Source organism: Catenuloplanes sp. NPDC051500 (genome assembly GCF_044454585.1).
In the GTDB taxonomy this organism is placed as follows: domain Bacteria; phylum Actinomycetota; class Actinomycetes; order Mycobacteriales; family Micromonosporaceae; genus Catenuloplanes.
On record NZ_JBITDX010000016.1, the window covers coordinates 89,981 to 109,725 of the forward strand.

At 71.5% G+C, this 19,745-nt stretch carries 15 protein-coding genes and 1 pseudogene; 11 read left to right on the forward strand and 5 right to left on the reverse strand.

What is annotated here, in order from left to right; all coding sequences use genetic code 11:
• The first annotated feature begins 1 nt into the window (after position 1).
• The 5 genes from ACIA8K_RS28195 (at position 2) to ACIA8K_RS28215 (ending at position 4,891) form a co-directional block, all read left to right on the forward strand.
• Positions 2-940 (forward strand): DNA polymerase beta superfamily protein, encoded by a 939-nt coding sequence (locus tag ACIA8K_RS28195; protein WP_396064482.1) that lies wholly within the window; start codon positions 2-4, stop codon positions 938-940.
• Positions 937-1,710, forward strand: coding sequence for a DNA polymerase beta superfamily protein (locus tag ACIA8K_RS28200; protein ID WP_396064484.1), 774 nt, complete (start codon positions 937-939; stop codon positions 1,708-1,710). The genes ACIA8K_RS28195 and ACIA8K_RS28200 overlap by 4 nt, the downstream gene beginning before the upstream one ends.
• A 153-nt stretch (positions 1,711-1,863) precedes the next feature.
• Positions 1,864-4,260: a M4 family metallopeptidase gene (locus ACIA8K_RS28205; protein ID WP_396064486.1), complete on the forward strand. Its 2,397-nt coding sequence runs from the start codon at positions 1,864-1,866 to the stop codon at positions 4,258-4,260.
• 68 nt (positions 4,261-4,328) lie between these two features.
• Positions 4,329-4,580, forward strand: coding sequence for a hypothetical protein (locus ACIA8K_RS28210; protein WP_396064488.1), 252 nt, complete (start codon positions 4,329-4,331; stop codon positions 4,578-4,580).
• Positions 4,577-4,891, forward strand: a complete 315-nt coding sequence (locus tag ACIA8K_RS28215) for a type II toxin-antitoxin system PemK/MazF family toxin (RefSeq protein WP_033340795.1) — start codon at positions 4,577-4,579, stop codon at positions 4,889-4,891. Before ACIA8K_RS28210 ends, ACIA8K_RS28215 begins: the two co-directional genes overlap by 4 nt.
• A gap of 152 nt (positions 4,892-5,043) precedes the next feature.
• On the opposite strand, the gene ACIA8K_RS28220 is transcribed toward ACIA8K_RS28215, so the two are convergent.
• Both ACIA8K_RS28220 and ACIA8K_RS28225 read right to left on the reverse strand, forming a co-directional pair.
• The gene (locus ACIA8K_RS28220) at positions 5,044-5,442 is read right to left on the reverse strand and encodes a hypothetical protein (RefSeq protein WP_396064490.1); all 399 of its coding nucleotides are present in this window, start codon (positions 5,440-5,442) and stop codon (positions 5,044-5,046) included.
• Positions 5,443-5,467: 25 nt separating this feature from the next.
• The gene (locus ACIA8K_RS28225; protein ID WP_396064492.1) at positions 5,468-6,247 is read right to left on the reverse strand and encodes a helix-turn-helix domain-containing protein; all 780 of its coding nucleotides are present in this window, start codon (positions 6,245-6,247) and stop codon (positions 5,468-5,470) included.
• Between the two features lie 58 nt (positions 6,248-6,305).
• Here ACIA8K_RS28225 and ACIA8K_RS28230 point away from each other — a divergent pair, with 58 nt between their 5' ends.
• Positions 6,306-6,764 (forward strand): VOC family protein, encoded by a 459-nt coding sequence (locus ACIA8K_RS28230; RefSeq protein WP_396064494.1) that lies wholly within the window; start codon positions 6,306-6,308, stop codon positions 6,762-6,764.
• A 68-nt stretch (positions 6,765-6,832) separates the two neighbouring features.
• Here ACIA8K_RS28230 and ACIA8K_RS28235 read toward each other — a convergent pair whose 3' ends face one another.
• Positions 6,833-7,741: a TIGR03619 family F420-dependent LLM class oxidoreductase gene (locus tag ACIA8K_RS28235; RefSeq protein ID WP_396064496.1), complete on the reverse strand. Its 909-nt coding sequence runs from the start codon at positions 7,739-7,741 to the stop codon at positions 6,833-6,835.
• An 89-nt stretch (positions 7,742-7,830) separates the two neighbouring features.
• Here ACIA8K_RS28235 and ACIA8K_RS28240 point away from each other — a divergent pair.
• The 4 genes and pseudogenes from ACIA8K_RS28240 to ACIA8K_RS28255 form a co-directional block, all read left to right on the forward strand.
• Positions 7,831-9,345 (forward strand): annotated as a pseudogene (locus ACIA8K_RS28240) (AlkA N-terminal domain-containing protein); the annotation flags it as partial.
• A 301-nt stretch (positions 9,346-9,646) separates the two neighbouring features.
• Complete coding sequence (locus tag ACIA8K_RS28245) at positions 9,647-10,156, forward strand: methylated-DNA--[protein]-cysteine S-methyltransferase (RefSeq protein WP_396064498.1); 510 nt, start codon at positions 9,647-9,649, stop codon at positions 10,154-10,156.
• A 161-nt stretch (positions 10,157-10,317) separates the two neighbouring features.
• A complete protein-coding gene (locus tag ACIA8K_RS28250) occupies positions 10,318-12,000 on the forward strand; it encodes an ABC transporter ATP-binding protein (protein ID WP_396064500.1) in 1,683 nt (560 codons plus the stop codon).
• Positions 12,001-12,050: 50 nt separating this feature from the next.
• Positions 12,051-13,901, forward strand: coding sequence for an ABC transporter ATP-binding protein (locus ACIA8K_RS28255; RefSeq protein ID WP_396064503.1), 1,851 nt, complete (start codon positions 12,051-12,053; stop codon positions 13,899-13,901).
• A 1,724-nt stretch (positions 13,902-15,625) separates the two neighbouring features.
• Here the strand turns inward: ACIA8K_RS28255 and ACIA8K_RS28260 are convergent.
• The gene (locus tag ACIA8K_RS28260; RefSeq protein WP_396064505.1) at positions 15,626-16,252 is read right to left on the reverse strand and encodes a DUF3152 domain-containing protein; all 627 of its coding nucleotides are present in this window, start codon (positions 16,250-16,252) and stop codon (positions 15,626-15,628) included.
• Between the two features lie 293 nt (positions 16,253-16,545).
• Here ACIA8K_RS28260 and valS point away from each other — a divergent pair, with 293 nt between their 5' ends.
• On the forward strand, positions 16,546-19,089 hold the full coding sequence (valS, locus tag ACIA8K_RS28265; RefSeq protein WP_396064507.1) for a valine--tRNA ligase: 2,544 nt from the start codon (positions 16,546-16,548) through the stop codon (positions 19,087-19,089).
• Between the two features lie 21 nt (positions 19,090-19,110).
• Here the strand turns inward: valS and ACIA8K_RS28270 are convergent, their stop codons facing one another.
• Positions 19,111-19,728 carry a hypothetical protein gene (locus ACIA8K_RS28270; RefSeq protein ID WP_396064509.1) on the reverse strand — a complete coding sequence of 206 codons (618 nt, stop codon included), beginning with the start codon at positions 19,726-19,728 and terminating at the stop codon, positions 19,111-19,113.
• Between the last annotated feature and the right edge of the window lie 17 nt (positions 19,729-19,745).

Here is a 19,745-nt window from a genome sequence, read left to right on the forward strand (position 1 = left end):
CATGACCAACTCTCCTCGCCTGCCCGGCGGCACCCAGGTGGTGTTACGGGAGGCCTCCGTGGATCACGCCGGCGCGCGGGTGCAGCGCGGCGCGACCGGCCGCGTGGTCGGCGACGCCGAGTCCGGCGGTTATCTGATCCGGCTCACCGACGGCCGCCAGCTGACCGTCGCGCGCGGCGATCTGGCACTGCGGAAGGCGCACCAGCAAGACGTCGGCGTCGGTGAGCGCACCCGGGGTGGATCGGCCGCGGACGAGCACCGTTTCGTCACCGATCACACAATCTACGCGGCGGTGGTGGGTTCGCGGGCGTTCGGGCTGGAGACGGCGGATTCGGACACGGATGTCCGCGGGGTCTACGCGGCGCCTGCGGAGGCGTTCTGGTCGCTGCGGAAGCCGCCGCCGCACGTGGACGGGCCGGAGCCGGAGCAGTTCTCCTGGGAGGTGGAGCGCTTCTGCGAGCTGGCCCTGAAGGCGAACCCGAACCTGCTCGAGGTGCTGCACTCGCCGCTTGCCCGGACTGTCACGCCGCTCGGTGAGGAGTTGCTCGAGCTGCGCGGCGCGTTCCTGTCCCAGCTGGTGTACCAGACCTACTCCGGTTATGCACTCAGCCAGTTCAAGAAGATCGAGGCGGACCTCCGCCGGGACGGCGAGCCCCGCTGGAAGCACGTGATGCACCTGCTGCGGCTGCTGCTGGCCTGCCGCGACGTGCTCCTGACCGGCGCGTTCCGCACGGACGCGGGCGAGAACCGGGAAGAGCTGCTCCGGGTACGCCGCGGCGAGCGCCGATGGCCCGAGGTGGAGGTGTGGCGGCTGGCGCTGCACGCCCAGATCGACGACGCGCTTGACCACACCCCGCTGCCCGCGGCCCCGGACGTGGCCCGGGTCGATTCCTGGCTGCGCTCGGTGCGCGCCCGCAGCGCGACGGAGTATCTGCGATGACCCGCGACCTGACCACGCTCGACCTGGACGAGCTGCGCGCCGTGACCGTGGACCAGCCGTACCCGCTGCTGTTCGTGACCGTCTCCGGCGCGCACCTTTACGGCTTCCCGAGCCGGGACTCGGACGTCGACCTGCGCGGCGCGCACCTGCTGCCGATCGAGGAGGTGGTCGGGCTGCGAACCGGCCGGGCCACGATCGACGCGGACTGGCTGTCGGACGGCGTGGAGATCGACCTGGTCACGCACGATGCGTTCAAGTTCTTCCGGCTGCTGCTGAGCCGCAACGGGTACGTGCTTGAGCAGCTCCTCTCGCCGATCGTGGTGAGCAGCTCCGCCGCGCACGAGGAGCTGGTCGCGCTCGGCCCGGAGACGGTGACCCGGCACCACGCGCACCACTACCGCGGCTTCGCGCACACGCAACGCCGGCTGCACGGGAAGACCGGCGAGCTGAAGCCGCTGCTCTACACGTTCCGGGCGTTCCTGACCGGCATCCACCTGATGCGGTCCGGCGAGCTGAGCGCGCACCTGCCCACGCTGACCGGGCTGGTGCCGGAAGCGCCGGGCTACCTCGCCGAGCTGATCGAGGCGAAGGCGGCCGGGGAGCACCGGGCGTCGGCCGGGCTCGCGCCGCCCACCGCAGTGATCGACGCGGATCTGGCCGTGCTTGAGCGCGCGCTTGACGAGGCGCGGGAGGCGACCCGGCTGCCGGAACGGCCGGGCGCGGAGGACGCGGTGCACGATCTTCTGGTCCGCCTTCGTACCGGCCGGTAGCGTCCTACAACATGTAAGTGCAGGTCAGCGTACCCGCTGGTCATGTGCACTTTGATCTTATGAGCCTTTTGGGATGAGGCCGCCGGGTAAATCGATCGCTATATGTGCATGAGTAGCTACCGCTACGACGTGTTCAGCGATCAGGAGGACCCTGTGAAACGAACCCTGTCGGCTGCCGGCGCCGCCCTGTTGATGGGCGGTCTGCTGGTGGGCGTCGGCCCGGCGGCCACCGCCGTCGCGGCCACCCCGGCGCCGGGCCCCGGCGTCTCCCCGCTCTCCGCGGCCTCTCTCGCGCTCACCCAGCACCGGCCGGCGCTGCAGGCCAGCGACGCGGACGCGTTCACCGCCCGGAACACCGCCGTCGACGCGGACGGTGCCGCACACGTGCGGTACGACCGCACCTACCGTGGCCTGCGCGTCCGCGGCGGTGACCTGATCGTGCACACCACGGCGAACGGCAGCTTCGCCAAGGCGTCGGTAGGTCTCGCCGCGCCGCTCTCGCTCCCGGTCGTCGCCGCGGTTTCCCCCTCCGCGGCGGCGGACGCCTCCCGCAAGGCCTTCACCGGCACGCTCGAGAAGGTCGGCACCCCCGAGCTGATCGTGGACGCGACCACTGAGACGCCGGCCCTCGCCTACCAGACCGAGATCACCGGCTGGGCTGTGGACGGGCAGACGCCGTCCCGGTTCCAGGTCGTGGTGGACGCGGTCACCGGCGCGGTGCGCGACTCCTGGGACGAGATCGAGAACGTCAACGGCACCGGCTCCGGCATCTACGTCGGCACCGTCACGCTCAGCACCACCCAGGCCTCGACAAGCAGCTACAGCCTGGTCGACCCGACGCACGGCAGCGGCCGCACCTGCGACATGAACAACAGCACAAGCGGCACCTGCACCACGTTCACCGACGCGGACAACGTCTGGGGCACCGGCACCACCTCCAGCCGGCAGTCGGCCGCGGTGGACGCGCACTACGGCGCCGCGCTGACGTTCGACTACTTCAAGAACAACCACAACCGGAACGGCATCTTCGGCAACGGCTCCGGCGTGCCGTCCCGCGTGCACTACGGCAGCAGCTACGTCAACGCGTTCTGGGACGGCGCCCAGATGACCTACGGCGACGGCTCCGGCAACACCAAGCCGCTGGTCTCGCTTGACGTGGCCGGGCACGAGATGTCGCACGGCGTCACCGAGAACACGGCGAACCTGAACTACACGGGCGAGTCCGGCGGGCTCAACGAGGCGACGAGCGACATCTTCGGCACGATGGTCGAGTTCTCCGCGAACAACTCGTCCGACCCGGGTGACTACCAGATCGGCGAGGAGATCAACATCAACGGCAACGGGACGCCGTTGCGGTACATGTACAACCCGACGCTTGACGGCAGCTCACACGGCTGCTGGTCGTCCTCGACCAACGGCGTCGACGTGCACTACTCCTCCGGCGTGGGCAACCACTTCTTCTTCAACCTGGCCGAGGGCAGCGGCTCCACCGCGTACGGCACGTCGCCGGTCTGCGGCTCCGCCCCCGCGGTCACCGGCATCGGCCGGGCCAAGGCCGCCGCCATCTGGTACCGCGCGCTGAGCACCTACTTCACCACGAGCACGCGCTACTACCTGGCCAGCAGCCTGAGCACCACGGCCCGCGCGCACACGCTCTCCGCCGCGACCGACCTCTACGGCTCGTGCAGCACTGAGTACAAGGCCGTCCAGGCCGCGTGGACGTCCGTGAACGTGGCCGGCAACGACGCGGTCTGCTCCGGCACCGGCAACTCGTTCACCATGTCGCTCTCCTCCACCTCCGGCTCGGTGGCGGCCGGCTCGTCCGCGTCGACAACCGTCGCCACTGTCAACTCCGGCACCGCGCAGACGGTGGCGTTCACCGCGTCCGGGCTGCCGTCCGGCGCGACCGCCACGTTCAACCCCAGTTCGGTCACCTCGGGCAACTCCTCCACGCTGACGATCGCGACGACCTCGTCGACGCCGGCCGGGACGTACTCGATCACGGTCACCGGGACCGGCACCTCGGTCACCCGGACCGCTACCTACACGCTCACAGTCGGGTCCGGCGGCGGGAGCTGCTCCTCGCAGCTGCTCGCGAACGGCGGCTTCGAATCGGGCGCCACCTCCTGGACGCAGAGCCCGACCGGCGTGATCGGGATCCACAGCGACCAGCCGGCCCGCACCGGCAGCTACTCCGCGTTCCTGAACGGGAACGGGTCGACAAGCACGCAGTACGTTTACCAGCAGGTGGCGCTGCCTGCCGGTTGCTCCTCCTACACGCTCGGCTTCTACACGCACATCGACTCGGCGGAGACCACGACCAGCACCGCCTACGACAAGCTCGCCATCCAGGTGCTGAACACAAGCGGCACCGTGCTCGGCACGCTTGCCACCTACTCCAACCTGAACAAGGCGACCGGCTACACGGCCCGGTCGCTCAGCCTGTCCGCGTACGCGGGCCAGACCGTCAGGATCCGCTTCTACGGCACGGAGGACACCACGCTGCAGACGTCCTTCGTCATCGACGACACCTCGCTGACCATCTCCTGAACCGTTTGCCCGGGTCTCCCGCGACGTGCTGCGTTCGCGGGAGGCCCGGGCGCGCGTACGATCGCCCTATGGCGGAAAAGGTGACCCTCGGGCTGAGGGCGGACACCCTGGCCCGGGCGCGGACGGCCGCGGCCGAGGAAGGGCTCACGCTCTCGGCCTGGCTGGACCGTGCGGCCCGGCGCGAGGCGCTGCGGCAGGCGGCCCGGCGCCACGAGGAGTGGCTGACCGCCAACCCCGACGTCCGTGACGAGCTGGACGGCTTCGACCGCCTGGCGGAGAAGCTCGAGACCAACTGGAACGACCTCTCCGACGCCGCGTGAACCGGGGCGAGATCTGGACCATCGGCGGCCGCAGCGATCTGCGCTACCGGGTCGTGGTCCTGTCCGGAGACTCGCACAACGAACGACCAAGCGCCGCGCCGTTCGTCGCGCCGATCGTCCGCCAGCGCGGCAGCACCGAACTCCCGCCGTTCGCGGTGCCACTCGCCGAGGCGGACCCGCTCTCCGGTGTGGTCGTGGTCAACCGGATGCGCCGGTTGCCGGCCAGCGCCGGCGCGGAGAAGGTCGGCATGATCACCGGCGCCAGCCTGGCCCGGCTCAGCGAGGCCCTCCGCGACCTCTTCGAACTTTAAGATCAACAACGGATTTTCCCACTCTGCGGGTGGTCACGCCCGCACGCTCCCGCGGGCCGCGGTTCCGCCGTGGCCGGGCTACCACCTGCGTTGTCGGGTGATCGCGGTGGCCGGGCTACCACCTGCGTCGTCGGGTGATCGCGGTGGCCGGGCTACCACCTGCGTCGTCGGGTGATCGCGGTGGCGAGGGTGGCGGCGAGGCCGGCGTAGAGGGCGAAGGCGGCGCTGCCGACCGCGCCGGTTAGGTAGAGCGGGTCGGCGGTGATCTGCTCGGTCGAGAAGGTGACGGTCAGGACGTAGATCACGATGCCGCCGGCGCCGATCGCGGCGGCGCCCGGGACGTCCAGGCGGCGGAGCAGGGCCCAGAGAGCCAGCGGGACCACCGCGGCCGGGACCGCGAGCAGCAGCAGGCCGGCGCCGATGTTCGCATCCGCAGCGCCAGCCCACAGCGTCGCGCCGAGCAGCGCGATCACGCCGACCATGAGGAACCACGACAGCGCGAAGATCGCGGCGCCGCCGACGGTTCCGAGGAACACCTGCTTGCGCATCATGCGACGATCCTGCCGCCGGACGCGGTCACGGCCCTGAGTGTCGATACTCAAAATTGCCCGGCGTCGCACCGACCACGCGGGTGAAGTCGCGGGTGAAGTGCGACTGGTCGAAGTAGCCGAGGTCCGCCGCGACCTGCGACAACCCGCCGGACGACGGATCAGCCAGCCGCTCGGCCGCCTCGTGCAACCGGTACCGGGACAGCACCCATTTCGGCGTCACGCCCACATATGCCCGGAAGAGCCGCTGCAGCGAACGCGCGGACAGGCCGAACCGGGCCGACACGTCCTCCACCCGGCGCACGTCCGGGTCGGCGAGCAGCGCGGCGACGATCCGGCCGACAAGCGCGACCGCGGGATCGGGCGCGGGCCAGTGCGCCAGCAGACACCGCTCGGCCTCGGCGGCCATCTCCTCGATCCCGGTCGCGGCCTCCAGTCGTACCCCCGGATCGCTCTTGATCAGATCTTTGAGCGGCCGGACCCGGTCGGTCAGCTCCACCACCTCACCCGGCCAGAACGGCGCGAAGCCGCCGGGCCGGAACTTCACCCCGAAGACGAAACCCGCACCCCTCAGCGGGTACGTGAAACGGCCGCGGCCCACGCCGTTGACCATGACGGCCGTGCCGGGGAGCCAGGTCAGGTTCACGCACGGGTGCGGCAGCAACGTGGCCTGTGAGACCTTGCCGGGCGGCAGCTCCCAGGAGACCATCCAATGCCGCTCCACAAGCGCGGACACGGCCTCGGAGGGGGCCAGCCGGGTGACCGTGTAGTCCCGCGCGCCGATCAGCCCGCGGGTGCTTGTGGTCACCGGTCCCTGTCGCGTTTCTCCAAGCGCGGTCATCGTCATTCGGACAAGCATGGACCCCATGTCTGACAACAACGTGACCCCGGACGGATATGCGCAGCTCAGCCTCTTCTTCGCGGTGAACGAGGCGGCCAAGGCGCTTGACTTCTACCGCGACGTGTTCGGCGCGGAGGTGCTGGTGCGGATGGAGGCGCCGGACGGCTCGATCATGCACTCCGAGCTGTCGCTCAACGGGGTGCGGTTCCAGCTCAGCGACGCGATGCCGGCCTACGGGATCGCGGCGCCGCCAGCGGAGGGGAACGCGTTCACCGTCACGCTGTGGACGGCGGACCCGGACGGGGTGTTCGCCCGCGCGGTGGAGGCCGGCGCGACGCCGCTCTCCGAGGTGGCGGACGTGTTCTCCGGGGACCGGATGGGCGTGCTGCGCTGCCCGTTCGGCGTGCGCTGGGCGATCTGCCGGCACGACCGGGACGTGCCGGTGGAGGAGATCCAGGCGGCGGCGCTGTCCTGGACGTCGTAGGGCACTTCGGCGCCTGCACCGCTGTCGGGGTGCGGGCGCCGGGTGCTGCCGGGTGCTGCCGGATGTGGTCAGGGGGCGAGGGCGTCGATGATCTCGTCGGCGCGGCGGGCGGCGGTCCGCGGGTCCGCGTCCGGCGCGCCGATCAGCGGGTCCCAGTTGAGGTCGTGGAAGACCTCGGTGACGCCGGCCTCGGCCAGCCGGTCCACGTCCGCCCGGATCTGCGCGTAGGAGCCGGTCAGCGGCGCACGGCCGGCCTCCGGGAGCGCGTCGCCGGCCCGCACCGGGCCGCGGCTGACCACACGGACCGCGTCCGGGTCACGGCCTGCCTCGGCCGCCGCCGCGCGGACGATCGCCACGCTGTCGCCGATCTCCGCCAGGTTCGCCTTGCTGCGGCTGATCCAGCCATCGGCGAGGCGGCCGGCCCGGCGCAAGGCCGCGGGTGCGGAGCCGCCGAGCAGGATCGGCGGGCCGGGGCGCTGCACCGGCAGCGGGTGCTGGTAGCCCTCCGGGAGCCGGTAGAACTCGCCGTGGTGCGGCGCGCCGGAGCCGGACCAGAGCACTCTCAGGACTTGCACGTACTCCGCGGTGCGCGGGCCGCGCCGGGCCATGTCCGCGCCGGACGCGATGAACTCGGGCTCGGACCAGCCGCTGCCCAGCCCCAGGTCGAGGCGCCCGCCGGAGAGCACGTCGAGCGAGGCGGCCTGCTTGGCCAGGTACACCGGGGGAAGGAAGGGCAGGTTCACGATCGCGACGCCGAGCCGGATGCGGGTGGTGCGCGCGGCCGCGTAGGTAAGCGCGATCAGCGGGTCCAGCACGCTGCGGTAGACCGGCTCCGGCTGCGGGTCGACGGGCACGAAGAGCCGCTGAAACGTCCAGAGTGAGTGGTATCCGAGCTGCTCAGCGCGGGTGGCCACGTGGGCGAGCCGATCCGGCGAGGCCCACGCGCCGGCCACCGGGAGACCCAGTCCGACATGCATGCCCCTCACCGTACCGGCAGCCTGAACGGTCACGCTGATGTCCGAAACCCGCGAGCCAGCTGCCGGTCGGCGGGGGCAGGATCGACAGCGTGGATCTGGACTTCGAACGCTGCTACCGCGCCGTGGACAGCCGCGACCAGCGGTTCGACGGGTGGTTCTTCACGGCCGTCACCTCGACCGGCATCTACTGCCGGCCGTCCTGCCCGGCCACCACGCCCCGCCGGGAGAACGTGCGCTTCTACCCGTCCGCCGCCGCCGCGCAGGGCGGCGGCTTCCGGGCCTGCCGGCGCTGTCGACCGGACGCCGCGCCCGGCTCGCCGGACTGGGACGCCCGGGCCGACGCGGTGGGCCGCGCGATGCGCTTGATCGGCGACGGCGTGGTCGACCGCGAGGGCGTTCCCGGCCTGGCCCGGCGCCTCGGCTACACGGAGCGCCACCTGCACCGCATGCTCGCGGCCGAGGTGGGCGCCGGGCCGCTGGCGCTGGCCCGCGCGCAACGGGCGCAGACCGCGCGGATCCTGATCGAGACGACCGCGCTCGGTTTGGCGGAGATCGCGTTCGCGGCCGGGTTCGGAAGCATCAGGCAGTTCAACGTGACGATCCAGCAGGTCTTCGGCGCCAGCCCGTCCCAGCTGCGCGACGTGCGCCGGCAGCCGGGCGGCTGGCTGCTGCCCGGCCCGGTGGTGACCGCGGGTCCGGGCGTGGTGCACCTCCGGCTGGCCTACCGGGCACCGCTGCACGTGCCCGCGCTGCTCGGCTTCCTGGCCGCCCGCGCGATCCCCGGCGTGGAGGAGGCGGACGCGCTTACCTACCGCCGGGCGCTGTCGCTGCCGCACGGCCCGGCCACGGCCACGCTGACGCCGCAGGACGGTTTCGTGGCCGCGATGCTCCAGGTGGCGGACATGCGCGACCTGGCGCCCGCCGTGGCCCGCTGCCGCCGCCTGCTCGACCTGGACGCGGACCCGGACGCGATCGACGGCACGCTTGAAGCCGACCCGGCGCTCTCCCACGCGGTGGAGGACGAGCCGGGCGTGCGCGTGCCGCGTGCGGTCGACGGCTTCGAGATGGCGGTGCGCGCGGTGGTCGGCCAGCAGGTCTCGGTCGCGTCCGCCCGCTCCGTGCTGAGCCGCCTGGTCCGCGCCGCGGCCGCCCACCGTGCAGCGGCCGTCCACCGTGCAGCGGCCGTCCACCGTGCAGCGGGCGGCGACGAGTCAGCGGACGCCGGCCTGATCGCGGCCTCGACGGTGGACGCCGGCCGACGGGCGGGCCGGGTAGCCGGGTGCTGGACGGCGGACGACGAGGAGAGCGGCGGCGGCCTGGTCGCCGTCGAAGCGGAGACCGGCGGGCCGCCTTCCCAGGGTCCGGCCGCCGGGGGTCTGATGCCGTTCCCCGGGCCGGAGGAGCTGCTGGAGCTGCCGGAGGCGGCGTTCGGGATGCCGGCGGCGCGCCGGGAGACGCTTCGGGCGCTGGCCCGGGCCGTGGCGGGCGGGCTGACGTTGGATCCGGGGGCGGACCGGGAGGAGATCACGGCGCAGCTGACCGCGGTGCCCGGCATCGGGCCGTGGACCGCCGGCTACGTGGCGCTGCGCGCGCTCGGCGACCCAGACGTTTTCCTCCCTACCGATCTCGCGGTGCGGAAGGGTGCGCGGGCGCTCGGACTGCCGCACACGCCCGCCGCACTGGCCGCGCACGCGGAGCGGTGGCGACCCTGGCGCTCCTACGCGCTGATCCGTCTCTGGCGCGCGGCGGCGGTCGCGGTCATCCCGGAAACGCACGTGGCCATGCCCGGAAAACGCACCTCCGCGTCATCGATCGGCTGACATTCGCGGCCGCACTGCGGTCCGCGAACACCCCTGAGATCCGCAGGCCCGCTTACCACCTCTGAGATTCGAGGAGACGAGAGAGATGACGACGACGCTTGAGTACGCGGTCGTGCCGACGCCGGCCGGGCCGCTGACAATCGTGGCCGGGCCGGACGGGCGGGTGCGCGCGACCGGCTTCACCTATGACGCACCCGGCCTGGTGGCGTTGATCCACCCCACTCTGCGCGGCGGTGAGCTGCGGGAACGTGCCGATCTCGGCGAGACCACGGCGAAGGTCATGTCCTACCTGGACGGCGATCTGACCGCGATCGACGACGTGCCGGTACAGCAGCACACCGGCGGCGAGTTCATGGCGCACGCGTGGGTGGTGATGCGCGGCATCAAGGCAGGTCAACCGGTGAGCTACACGCAGTTCGCGGTGCGGTCAGGGCGCCCGGCGGCGATCCGGGCGGCCGCGTCGGCCTGCGCGTCGAACGCGGTGGCATTCTTCGTGCCCTGCCACCGGGTGCTGCGCAACGACGGCACGCTGGGCGGCTACCGGTGGGGTCTGGACGTGAAGCGCTGGCTGCTGGATCACGAGGCACAGGGATGAGTCGGCAATGAGCACTTTCTCACCGAGATAGATATCGACGCAGTTGCTACCGTCACTGTGTGCAGCGTGATCGCCACTGGACCGTGAGTGGCGGCCCGCGCCGCCAGCCAGCGCGAAATTTATGGCGAATTAGGCGCTATCTCCGCCCGTACCGATGGCAGATGTTCCTGTTGTTGGTCACTGGTCTGGGCGGAACGGGCGCGAGCCTGGCAGTCCCGCTCGTGGTGCAGCGGGTCGTGGACGGGCCTGTCGTGCGCGGCGACACGCGTGGGCTGCTGCTGCTCGGCGCGCTGGCGCTGTTGTTCGGCGTGGTCGAGGTGCTGCTGATCTTCATTCGGCGGTGGACGCACGCGACCGCCGCAGTCGGGCTGGAGGCGGCGATCCGCGACGACCTCTACGCCCACCTGCAGCGGCTGCCGGTCTCGTTCCACGACCGATGGCAGTCCGGCCAGCTGCTCTCCCGCGCCACAAGCGACCTCGGCGTGATCCGGCGGTTCCTGTCGTTCGGGCTGATCTACCTGGTGGTCAACACGATCACCTACGTCACGGTGATCGCGATGCTGATCCGGCTCTACTGGCCGCTCGGCCTGGTCGCAGCGGCCAGCGCGGTGCCCCTCTTCATCTTCGCCCGGCAGTTCGCACGCGGCTACCTGCAGTGCTCGCGCGCGTTGCAGGAGCAGCAGGGCGACGTGGCCACGCTTGCCGAGGAGACCGCGCTCGGGCTGCGCACCATCCGCTCGTTCGGGCGCAGCCGCTTCATGGCCGGCCGGTTCGCCGCCGAGATCGGCGAGCTGCGGGACATCGCGATCGACAAGGCCGCGCTGCTGTCCCGGGCGTCCGCCAAGTTCGACCTGGTGCCGAACCTGACGCTGGCCGTGGTGCTGGTGGCCGGCTCGGTCGCGGTCGCGGACGGCGAGTTGACAATCGGCCGGCTTGTCGCGTTCGCGTCGCTGCAGCTGATGCTGGTCTGGCCGATCGAGTCACTCGGCTGGATCATCGCGAACGGGCAGGAGTCGATGACCGCGGCCGACCGGGTCTACGAGGTGATGGACACGGTGCCCGCGGTCGAGGACCGGCCGCACGCCCGGACCGTGGAGCCCGGCCCCGGCCGGATCGTCTTCCACGACGTGCACTTCCGCTACCCCGGCACCACCCAGCCGGTGCTGCGCGGCGTGGACCTGGAGGTGCGGCCCGGCGAGACGCTGGCGATCGTCGGCCTGACCGGCTCCGGCAAGACCTCGCTGGTCTCCCTGGTCCCCCGGCTCCACGACGCGACCTCCGGGCACGTCACGCTGGACGGTGTCGACCTGCGCGACATCCGGCTGGACTGCCTGCGCGGGCTGGTCGGGGTGGCGTTCGAGGAACCGGTGCTCTTCTCCATGTCGGTGCGGGAGAACATCACGCTCGGCGCGCCGGGAGCCACCGACGCACAGATCGCGGAGGCGCTCGCGGTCGCCCAGGCCGACTTCGTGTACGACCTGCCGTGGGGCCTGGAGACCCGGGTCGGCGAGCAGGGGCTGTCCCTCTCCGGCGGGCAGCGGCAGCGGCTCGCGCTGGCCCGCGCCGTACTCGCCCGCCCGCGGGTGCTTGTGCTCGACGACCCGCTCTCCGCGCTCGACGTGCACACCGAGGCGCTTGTCGACGAGGCGCTGGCCAGGGTGCTGAAGGGCACTACCGCACTGCTCGTGGTGCACCGGCCGTCGACGATCGCGCTTGCCGACCGGGTGGCGCTGATCGAGAACGGGCGGATCGCTGCCGTCGGCACCCACTCCGATCTGATGGCGACCATGCCTGCCTACCGCGCGGTGCTGGCCGCCGAGACCGCACCGGCGCACGGCTCATGAGCGACAGTGCGAGCGACTCACCCACGCGGCAGGCCACGGGAGGACCCGGAATGACCACTGCCGACCGGAAGGCGTGGCGGGGGCGGGCCGTCGAGGAGGACGCGGAGCGGGCCGCGGCCGAGGTGCCGGACGAGCGGGCGATGCTACGGCTGCGCGCCCGCAGCCGGCGTCTGCTGACCGGCCTGCTGCGCCCGCACCGGCGGCTGCTCGGCGTCGCGGTCGCCTTGCTGCTGCTGCAGAACGCGGCCGGGATGGCCGGGCCGTTCCTGGTCATGCTGATCATCGACCGGGGCATCCCGCCGCTGGCCGCGCGCGGGGACGCCACGCTGCTGCTGGCACTCGGCGGCCTGTTCCTGGCGGCCGCGGTCACCGAGTACGCCACGAAGCGCGGGTTCCTGCTGCTCTCCGCGCAGATCGGCCAGTCCGTCCTGGTCGACCTGCGGCAGCGCGTCTACGACACGTTCCAGCGGCTCAGCGTCGGGTTCCACGAGCGCTACACGTCGGGCCGGATGGTGGCGCGGCTGACAAGCGACATGGACTCGATCGCGGAACTGTTCGACGGCGGCATCGACGACCTGGTGCTGGCCGGGCTCTCCGTACTCTCGGTGGCCGGCATCCTGCTCTGGCTGGACCTGCCGCTTGCGCTTGTCACACTGCTGTCGTTCCCGTTCCTGCTGCTGCTGTCCCGGTGGTTCGCACGCGCGTCCGCACGTGCCTACCGGCGTGGGCGGGAAGCGGTGGCACTGCTGATCGTCTACTTCGGCGAGTCGCTCGGCGGCATCCGGGCGGTGCACGCGTTCCGCCGGGAGCCGCGCAACCAGGAGATCTTCGCCGGGATCAACGACGACAACCGGCGGGCCACGCTTCACGCGTACCGGCTGATCGCGATCTACTCCCCCGCGATCAAGCTGATCGGGAACGTGACTGTCGCGGTGGTGCTCACCTACGGCGGCTGGCAGGTCATGCACGGGCGTACCGAGCTGGGCGTGCTTGCCGCGTTCCTGCTCTACCTGCGCCGGTTCTTCGAGCCGATGCAGGAACTCAGCCAGTTCTACAACGCGCTGCAGTCCGCGACCGCGGCGCTTGAGAAGCTCGCGGCAGTGCTTGACGAGAAGCCGTCCGTGCCGGAGCCGGAGCACGCGTACCCGATGCCGCCCGGACGCCCGCCCGGCCGCCTCACGCTGCGGAACGTGGAGTTCGCCTACCGGCCGGGGCAGGTGGTGCTTCCCGCGCTGGACGTGGACGTCACGGCCGGGCAGACCGTGGCACTTGTCGGCGCGACCGGCGCCGGGAAGTCCACGATCGCGAAACTTGTCGGCCGCTTCTACGACCCGACGTCCGGCACGGTCCGGCTGGACGGCGTCGACCTCCGCGATCTCACGGACGACCAGCTGCGCGGCGCGGTCGTCATGGTCACCCAGGAGAACCACATCTTCTCCGGTACGGTCGCGGACAACATCCGCTTCGGCCGCCCGGACGCCACCGACGAGGAGGTACGCGCGGCCGCCGCCACAATCGGCGCCGACGACTTCATCTCCCGCCTGCCGGACGGGTACGACACCGACGTCCACAAGCGCGGTGGCCGCCTCTCCGCAGGTCAACGCCAGCTGGTCGCCTTCGCCAGGGCGTTCCTCGCAGACCCGGCCGTCCTCATCCTGGACGAGGCCACCTCCTCGCTCGACGTGCCGAGCGAACGGCTTGTCCAACGCGCGCTGCGGACGATCCTCGCGGACCGGACCGCACTGGTCATCGCCCACCGCCTCTCCACCGTGGAGATCGCCGACCGGGTGCTTGTGCTCGACGCCGGGCAGGTCGTCGAGGACGGGCCACCAGCCGAACTGATCCACTCCGGCGGCCGGTACGCCGCCCTGCACCAGCAGTGGCGCGACTCGCTCATCTAGCCACTCCCCAGCAGAACCGCCTCCCACCGTTGACCACCAGCACCGAGACAAAGCCTTACTGCGCGTGTTCGCGCTCGCGTTGGCAGGCACGACGCGCGGCACAGGCACGACGCGCGGCACAGGCACGACGCGCGGCGCGCGACGTGGGGCGCGGCGCGCGACGTGGGGCGCGGCGCGCGACGTGGGGCGCGGCGCGCGGCGCGCAGAGTGGGGCGCGGCGTGGGGCGTGGCGCGCGGAGTGGGGCGCGGCGTGGGGCGCCGCGTGGGGCGCGGGGCGCGGGGCGCGGCACAGGCGCTGACGCGATCATGACGCAATTGGGCGTCAAGAGGGTATTTCGGGCGCAACTGTGCTTGCGGTGTCAGCCGCGCGCGCTATGCGTGCTCAAAATGCGGGAGGCACCTCCACCTGGTGAGATAAAAGATCCTTGCGACTGTGGTGACCCTTATTTAGGCGCCATAAGGGCCACCAGAGCCGCAAGGATCTTCAGTACAGACAGAGGACAGCCGCAGGGGCGGCAAAATCGGAAAAATAGGGCCGATGACACTCTGCCCGCCGGGCCGCAGGCAAGGGTGGGTGAAGGAGCTGAGATCAGCCGGGCCGTCGGGGTAGTACACCTGGCCATGGCACTGGCGTCCACCTAGCGGTACTCGCGCGCGCTGCTCATCTGCCGCTGACGCGAAACCGGCCGCGCCCGAAGCCCGGCCCACCCTAAACGCACGCGGCCGGCAAGAACCGGACCGCCGCGATACTCAGCTTCGCTGCCGGCCCTTGCGGCCGCCCGACAGCAGCCGCGCCACGCGACCGAAGCCCACGTGACACCCCGCGCCACCCGGCCAGGGCCCAATGCCACTTAGCATAAGTTGATCATGGGCTCTGACCTGTGCTTCCACAAAGCACCCGGCCGCCTCTGCGCCTACCTGCCAAACCGGACATGAAGGCATCCGCACCGGCTAGAGGCTCGCGGCCCGACCGGGTCCACTTCAAGGTCAAAATAAGCTACTGACCTTCCGCGGTCAGGGTGGGCGCGCCTCAGAGGCTTCTATATAACGAAATTTCGGGCGCGGAGTGCCCGACTCGCACCCCGACCACGAAACCCCAGTAAGTGGCATTGGACCGGGGCCCACGCGACACCCCGCGCAGGCCGCCACGAACAGCCACGGCCGGAGTCACCGCAACCACCGCGAGCCCTCGCCGGCCCTTGAAAATGCGAAACCGCCCCACCACCACCGATGCGGCACCGGCACGCATACCGGCACGGACGCCGGGAGCGGCTGCGGACGTCCCGCGCGCCGCTGCGGGTCGCACGGCGGCGGCCGCGCTCTTCTCCGGCCCCCGCGGCACCGGCTCCGACCCGCCCGGCAAACGGACGCCGGGAGCGGCTGCGGACGTCGCGCGCGCCGCTGCCGGTCGCACGGCGGCGGCCGCGCTCTTGCCCGGCCACCGCGGCACCGGCTCCGAGCCGCCCGGCAAGCGGAGCGCCAGCGGAGTCTTGGTGGGCGGCGAGGTTTGCCCGCGGGAGCAAACGGGCCGGACCACCGCGAGAGCGGGAAGATCTGGATTGGGGTCTGGGGTCGTCGCCCCAGGCACGCTCAAGTGCCCGCAGGAACGGCCGGACCGGACCACCGTGAGAGCGGAAAGACCTGGCCGGCATCTAGTCTGCGGCACGCTCAAGCGCCCATAGGAGCGACGGGCCGGAGCACCTCGAGAGCGGGAAAAAAAGTGGTCAGGCGGGCAGTGGGTCGTCGTAGGCGCCGGAAGGGCCGGCCAGGCGGTCGCGGCCGTTCGGGTAGGGCCAGGGGTTCGGGGTGCAGCCGTGCAGGCCGAGGGTCTGCTGCTGCATGACGGGGGCGGGGCCGCCGGGGGCGGGGCACAGTTCGTGGCCCTGGAAGAGGCGGTGGCCGACCTCGTGATTGATCATGTAGGCGCGGTACTCGGCAAGTGGTTTGCGCCAGTGCGGGACGCCGTCGGCCCAGCGGGCCACGTTGAGCACCACGCTGTCGGCGTTGCGGCAGGAGGTGTAGCGGTCGGTGCCCATCGCGCAGAGTGCGTCGCGGGTGCCGGGGGTGGCCAGGTAGATGGTGAAGTCGTACTGCTCGCCGGGGCCGGCGCGGTGCAGGCGCCACCGGCCGCCGGTGGTCCAGCTCCGGTCGTCGGAGAGTACGGCGGTGACCTCGTCGGCAAAGTCGAGCGGCGTCACGCCCTCGATGCCCTCCTCGACCACGGTCCGGTAGCGCAGCAGCGTGCCGGACCGGCCGGCGGTGCCGGGCTCGGCGGGCGCGACCTTCCAGCGCATGTCACCTTCCGTGGGGAAGGTGATCTCAGGGGCGGCCGGGCTCGGCGAGGCGCCCACGGGGTCCGAAGCGGGGGCCGACGCGGGGGCTGAAGCCGGGGTTGAAGCGGCCGTTGCCGCCGGGCGGGCGCCTGCCTGCGCACAGCCGGTCACCGATGCCGCACAGAGCGCTGTGACCAGCACTTTTCTCCACACCTGAGTTGCTCCCGTCGCTGTTTGTCGTGCTGATCGAACGACGGTCGGCCGGACGGGAAAGTTGAGCGCCGACGTCGGCAACCTTTTGCGGGCGTCACTCGTCATGGCCGCGGCATTCGGACGGGTAATCCGCTGGCGGGTCGCCGTAGGCTTGGCGCATGACGGATACGGAGCGTTTCGCGCGCGCCGGTGTCCCCGAGCGCCCGGCGTTGGACGGGCTCGAGGACACCTGGTCGCGCCGCTGGCAGGAGGAGGGAACGTACGCGTTCGACAGGTCGAAGGACCGCGCCGACGTGTACGCCATCGACACGCCTCCGCCGACCGTATCCGGCGAGCTGCACATGGGACACGTCTTCTCGTACACGCACACGGACACGGTCGCCCGGTTCCAGCGCATGCGCGGCAAGACCGTCTTCTACCCGATGGGCTGGGACGACAACGGCCTGCCCACGGAGCGGCGGGTCCAGAACGTGTTCGGTGTCCGCTGCGACCCGTCGCTGCCCTACGATCCGGCTTGGACGCCGCCGGAGCGGCCGATCTCCGCGGAGGCGCGGAAGAGCCCGGTCTCCATCTCGCGGCGCAACTTTGTCGAGCTGTGCGCGTCGCTGACCGGCGAGGACGAGCAGGAGTTCGAGGCGCTGTGGCGGCGTCTCGGACTGTCAGTGGACTGGTCGCTGACCTACACCACGATCGGCGAGTCCGCCCGGGTCGCGTCGCAGCGGGCGTTCCTGCGCAATCTCGCGCGCGGCGAGGCGTACTCGGCGGACGCCCCGACGCTGTGGGACGTCGGCTTCCGGACCGCTGTCGCGCAGGCGGAGCTTGAGGACCGGGAACGGCCCGGCGCCTACCACCGGCTGCGGTTCACCGGCCCGGCCGGCGAGGACGTCCTGATCGACACGACTCGCCCGGAGCTGCTCCCGGCGTGCGTCGCGCTCGTCTGCCACCCGTCTGACGAGCGATATCAACACCTTGTCGGGGGTACGGTCCGGACGCCGCTGTTCGACGTCGAGGTCCCGGTGCACGCGCACCCGCTGGCCGCGCCGGACAAGGGCACAGGTATAGCGATGGTCTGCACGTTCGGCGATCTGACGGACGTCATCTGGTGGCGTGAGCTGCAGCTGGACACCCGCGTGGTGATCGGGCGGGACGGCCGGCTGCTGCCCGGGGCGGTCGACCGTGGACCGTACGACAGCCTCGCCGGCCTGACAGTCAACGCGGCCCGGCGGGAGACCGTCCGGCTGCTTACCGAGGCGGGTGACCTGGTCGGGGAGCCACGGCCGATCACGCACCAGGTCAAGTTCTACGAGAACGGCGAGTCGCCGCTGGAGATCGTCGCGACCCGGCAGTGGTACATCCGCAACGGCGGCCGGGACGCGGGTCTGCGCGACGAGCTGCTGAGCCGGGGCCGGGAGCTGAACTGGGTGCCGGGCCACATGCATCACCGGTACGAACACTGGGTGAGTGGCCTCGCCGGGGACTGGCTGATCAGCCGTCAGCGGTTCTTCGGCGTGCCCGTTCCCGTCTGGTACCGGCTCGACAGCGCTGGCGAGCCGGATTACGACAACCCTCTCACACCGGACGAGTCCGCGTTGCCGATTGATCCCTCTTCCGAGTGTCCGCCCGGTTATGTCGAAGTTCACCGTGGACGACCCGGCGGCTTCATAGCGGATCCGGACGTGATGGACACCTGGGCGACCTCGTCGCTGACGCCACAGATCGTCGGCGGGTGGATGCGGGACGAGGATCTGTTCGGCCGCGTCTTCCCGATGGACCTGCGGCCCCAGGGTCAGGAGATCATCCGCACCTGGCTGTTCTCCTCGGTCGTCCGCGCCCACCTGGAGCACGGCGTGCTGCCCTGGAAGGACACAGTGCTGTCCGGCTGGATCCTGGACCCGGACCGCAAGAAGATGTCCAAGTCCAAGGGCAATGTGGTCACGCCGATCGCGCTGCTGGAACAGCACGGCGCGGACGCGGTCAGGTACTGGGCGGCAAGCGGGCGGCCCGGCACCGACCTGGCGTTCGACCCCGGGCAGATCAAGGTCGGGCGGCGGCTCGCGACGAAGCTCCTTAACGCGTCCAAGTTCGTGCTCGGGCTGGGCGCGGCCGGGGCGCTGCGCGAGGAGCCGACCGAGCCGCTTGACCTGGCGATGCTTGCCGCGCTGGCCGGCGTGGTCCGCACCGCGACGGACGCGCTGGCCTCCTACGACCACACGGGTGCGCTGCAGGCGGCGGAGAGCTTCTTCTGGACGTTCTGCGACGACTACATCGAGCTGGTCAAGGAGCGGGCGTACGGCGAAGGGCCGGCCGCGGTCTCGGCCCGGGCCGCGCTCGCCACCGCGCTCGAGGTGCAGCTGCGGCTGTTCGCGCCGTTCCTGCCGTACGCCACCGCTGAGGCCTGGTCCTGGTGGCGGTACGGCTCGGTGCACCGGGCCACCTGGCCGACCGTGCACGAGCTGGCCCACCCGGGCGACCCGTCACTGCTCACGCTGGCCGGGGAGGCGCTGTCCCAGGTGCGGCGGGCGAAGTCGGAGCGGAAGCTGTCGATGAAGGCGGAGGTGCCGCTCGCCGAGGTGCTCGGGCCGGCCGAGGTGCTGGACCGGCTCGCGCTTGTCGAGGGCGACCTGAAGGCGGCGGCGCACATCGCGAAGCTGGACCGGCTTCCGGACCGTACCCCCGGCCTGGTCATCGCCTGTGCTTTCTAGACGGTCGTGACCGGGGCGCTGTCAGAGCGGCAGCGCCCCGGTCAGGAACCGGTAGCCGAGCAGCATGGTGACAAGCGCGGGGCCGGCCAGCAGCGTCGCGCCCTGGAGGCGGTAGGTGATCCGGTGGCGGGTCAGCTCAAGCGCGTTGCCGAGCACCACGGCGCCGGCCGCGATCATGTACAGCGCCCACCAGTGCGCGGGCCAGGCGAACAGATCCGCACGCCGGAGGAAGAAGACCGGGCCCACTGTCGCGCCGAGCAGCGCGCCGCCGGTCACGGTCCGGTGCAGCGCGCGGGCCACCGGATGCGCGGGCGCCCAGAGGAACGTGCCGGCCACCGCGAGGCAGGGCAGCGTGACAAGCAGCGGCCAGCCCCAGGTCATGTGCTTGCCGATGAGCAGCGCGCCGACGGTGAGCACGATCAGGCCGGCGCAGAGGAGCAGGTAGCCGAGGAACTGGTAGGCACGGCCGCGGGTCATCACCACCGTGCCGGCCGTGATGATGAGCGCGGCCGGGAGCAGGATCGCGTTCGCCCAGGAACGGCCGGTGTCGCCCCAGACGAGATTGAGCGCCAGGACGACTGCGAGACCGACGCCGAGGGTGAGCGCGGCGACGTACCGGGCGGGCAGGGTGTTGGTCACGGTTGAACTCTGCCAAG

What these genes read in the sequence shown, in the direction of transcription:
- ACIA8K_RS28195 (WP_396064482.1), top strand. Translation starts at nt 2, where the DNA reads ATGACCAACTCTCCTCGCCTGCCCGGCGGCACCCAGGTGGTGTTACGG.
- ACIA8K_RS28200 (WP_396064484.1), top strand. Translation starts at nt 937, where the DNA reads ATGACCCGCGACCTGACCACGCTCGACCTGGACGAGCTGCGCGCCGTG.
- ACIA8K_RS28210 (WP_396064488.1), top strand. Translation starts at nt 4,329, where the DNA reads ATGGCGGAAAAGGTGACCCTCGGGCTGAGGGCGGACACCCTGGCCCGG.
- ACIA8K_RS28220 (WP_396064490.1), bottom strand. Translation starts at nt 5,442, where the DNA reads ATGATGCGCAAGCAGGTGTTCCTCGGAACCGTCGGCGGCGCCGCGATC.
- ACIA8K_RS28230 (WP_396064494.1), top strand. Translation starts at nt 6,306, where the DNA reads ATGTCTGACAACAACGTGACCCCGGACGGATATGCGCAGCTCAGCCTC.
- ACIA8K_RS28235 (WP_396064496.1), bottom strand. Translation starts at nt 7,741, where the DNA reads ATGCATGTCGGACTGGGTCTCCCGGTGGCCGGCGCGTGGGCCTCGCCG.
- ACIA8K_RS28245 (WP_396064498.1), top strand. Translation starts at nt 9,647, where the DNA reads ATGACGACGACGCTTGAGTACGCGGTCGTGCCGACGCCGGCCGGGCCG.
- ACIA8K_RS28250 (WP_396064500.1), top strand. Translation starts at nt 10,318, where the DNA reads ATGTTCCTGTTGTTGGTCACTGGTCTGGGCGGAACGGGCGCGAGCCTG.
- ACIA8K_RS28255 (WP_396064503.1), top strand. Translation starts at nt 12,051, where the DNA reads ATGACCACTGCCGACCGGAAGGCGTGGCGGGGGCGGGCCGTCGAGGAG.
- valS (WP_396064507.1), top strand. Translation starts at nt 16,546, where the DNA reads ATGACGGATACGGAGCGTTTCGCGCGCGCCGGTGTCCCCGAGCGCCCG.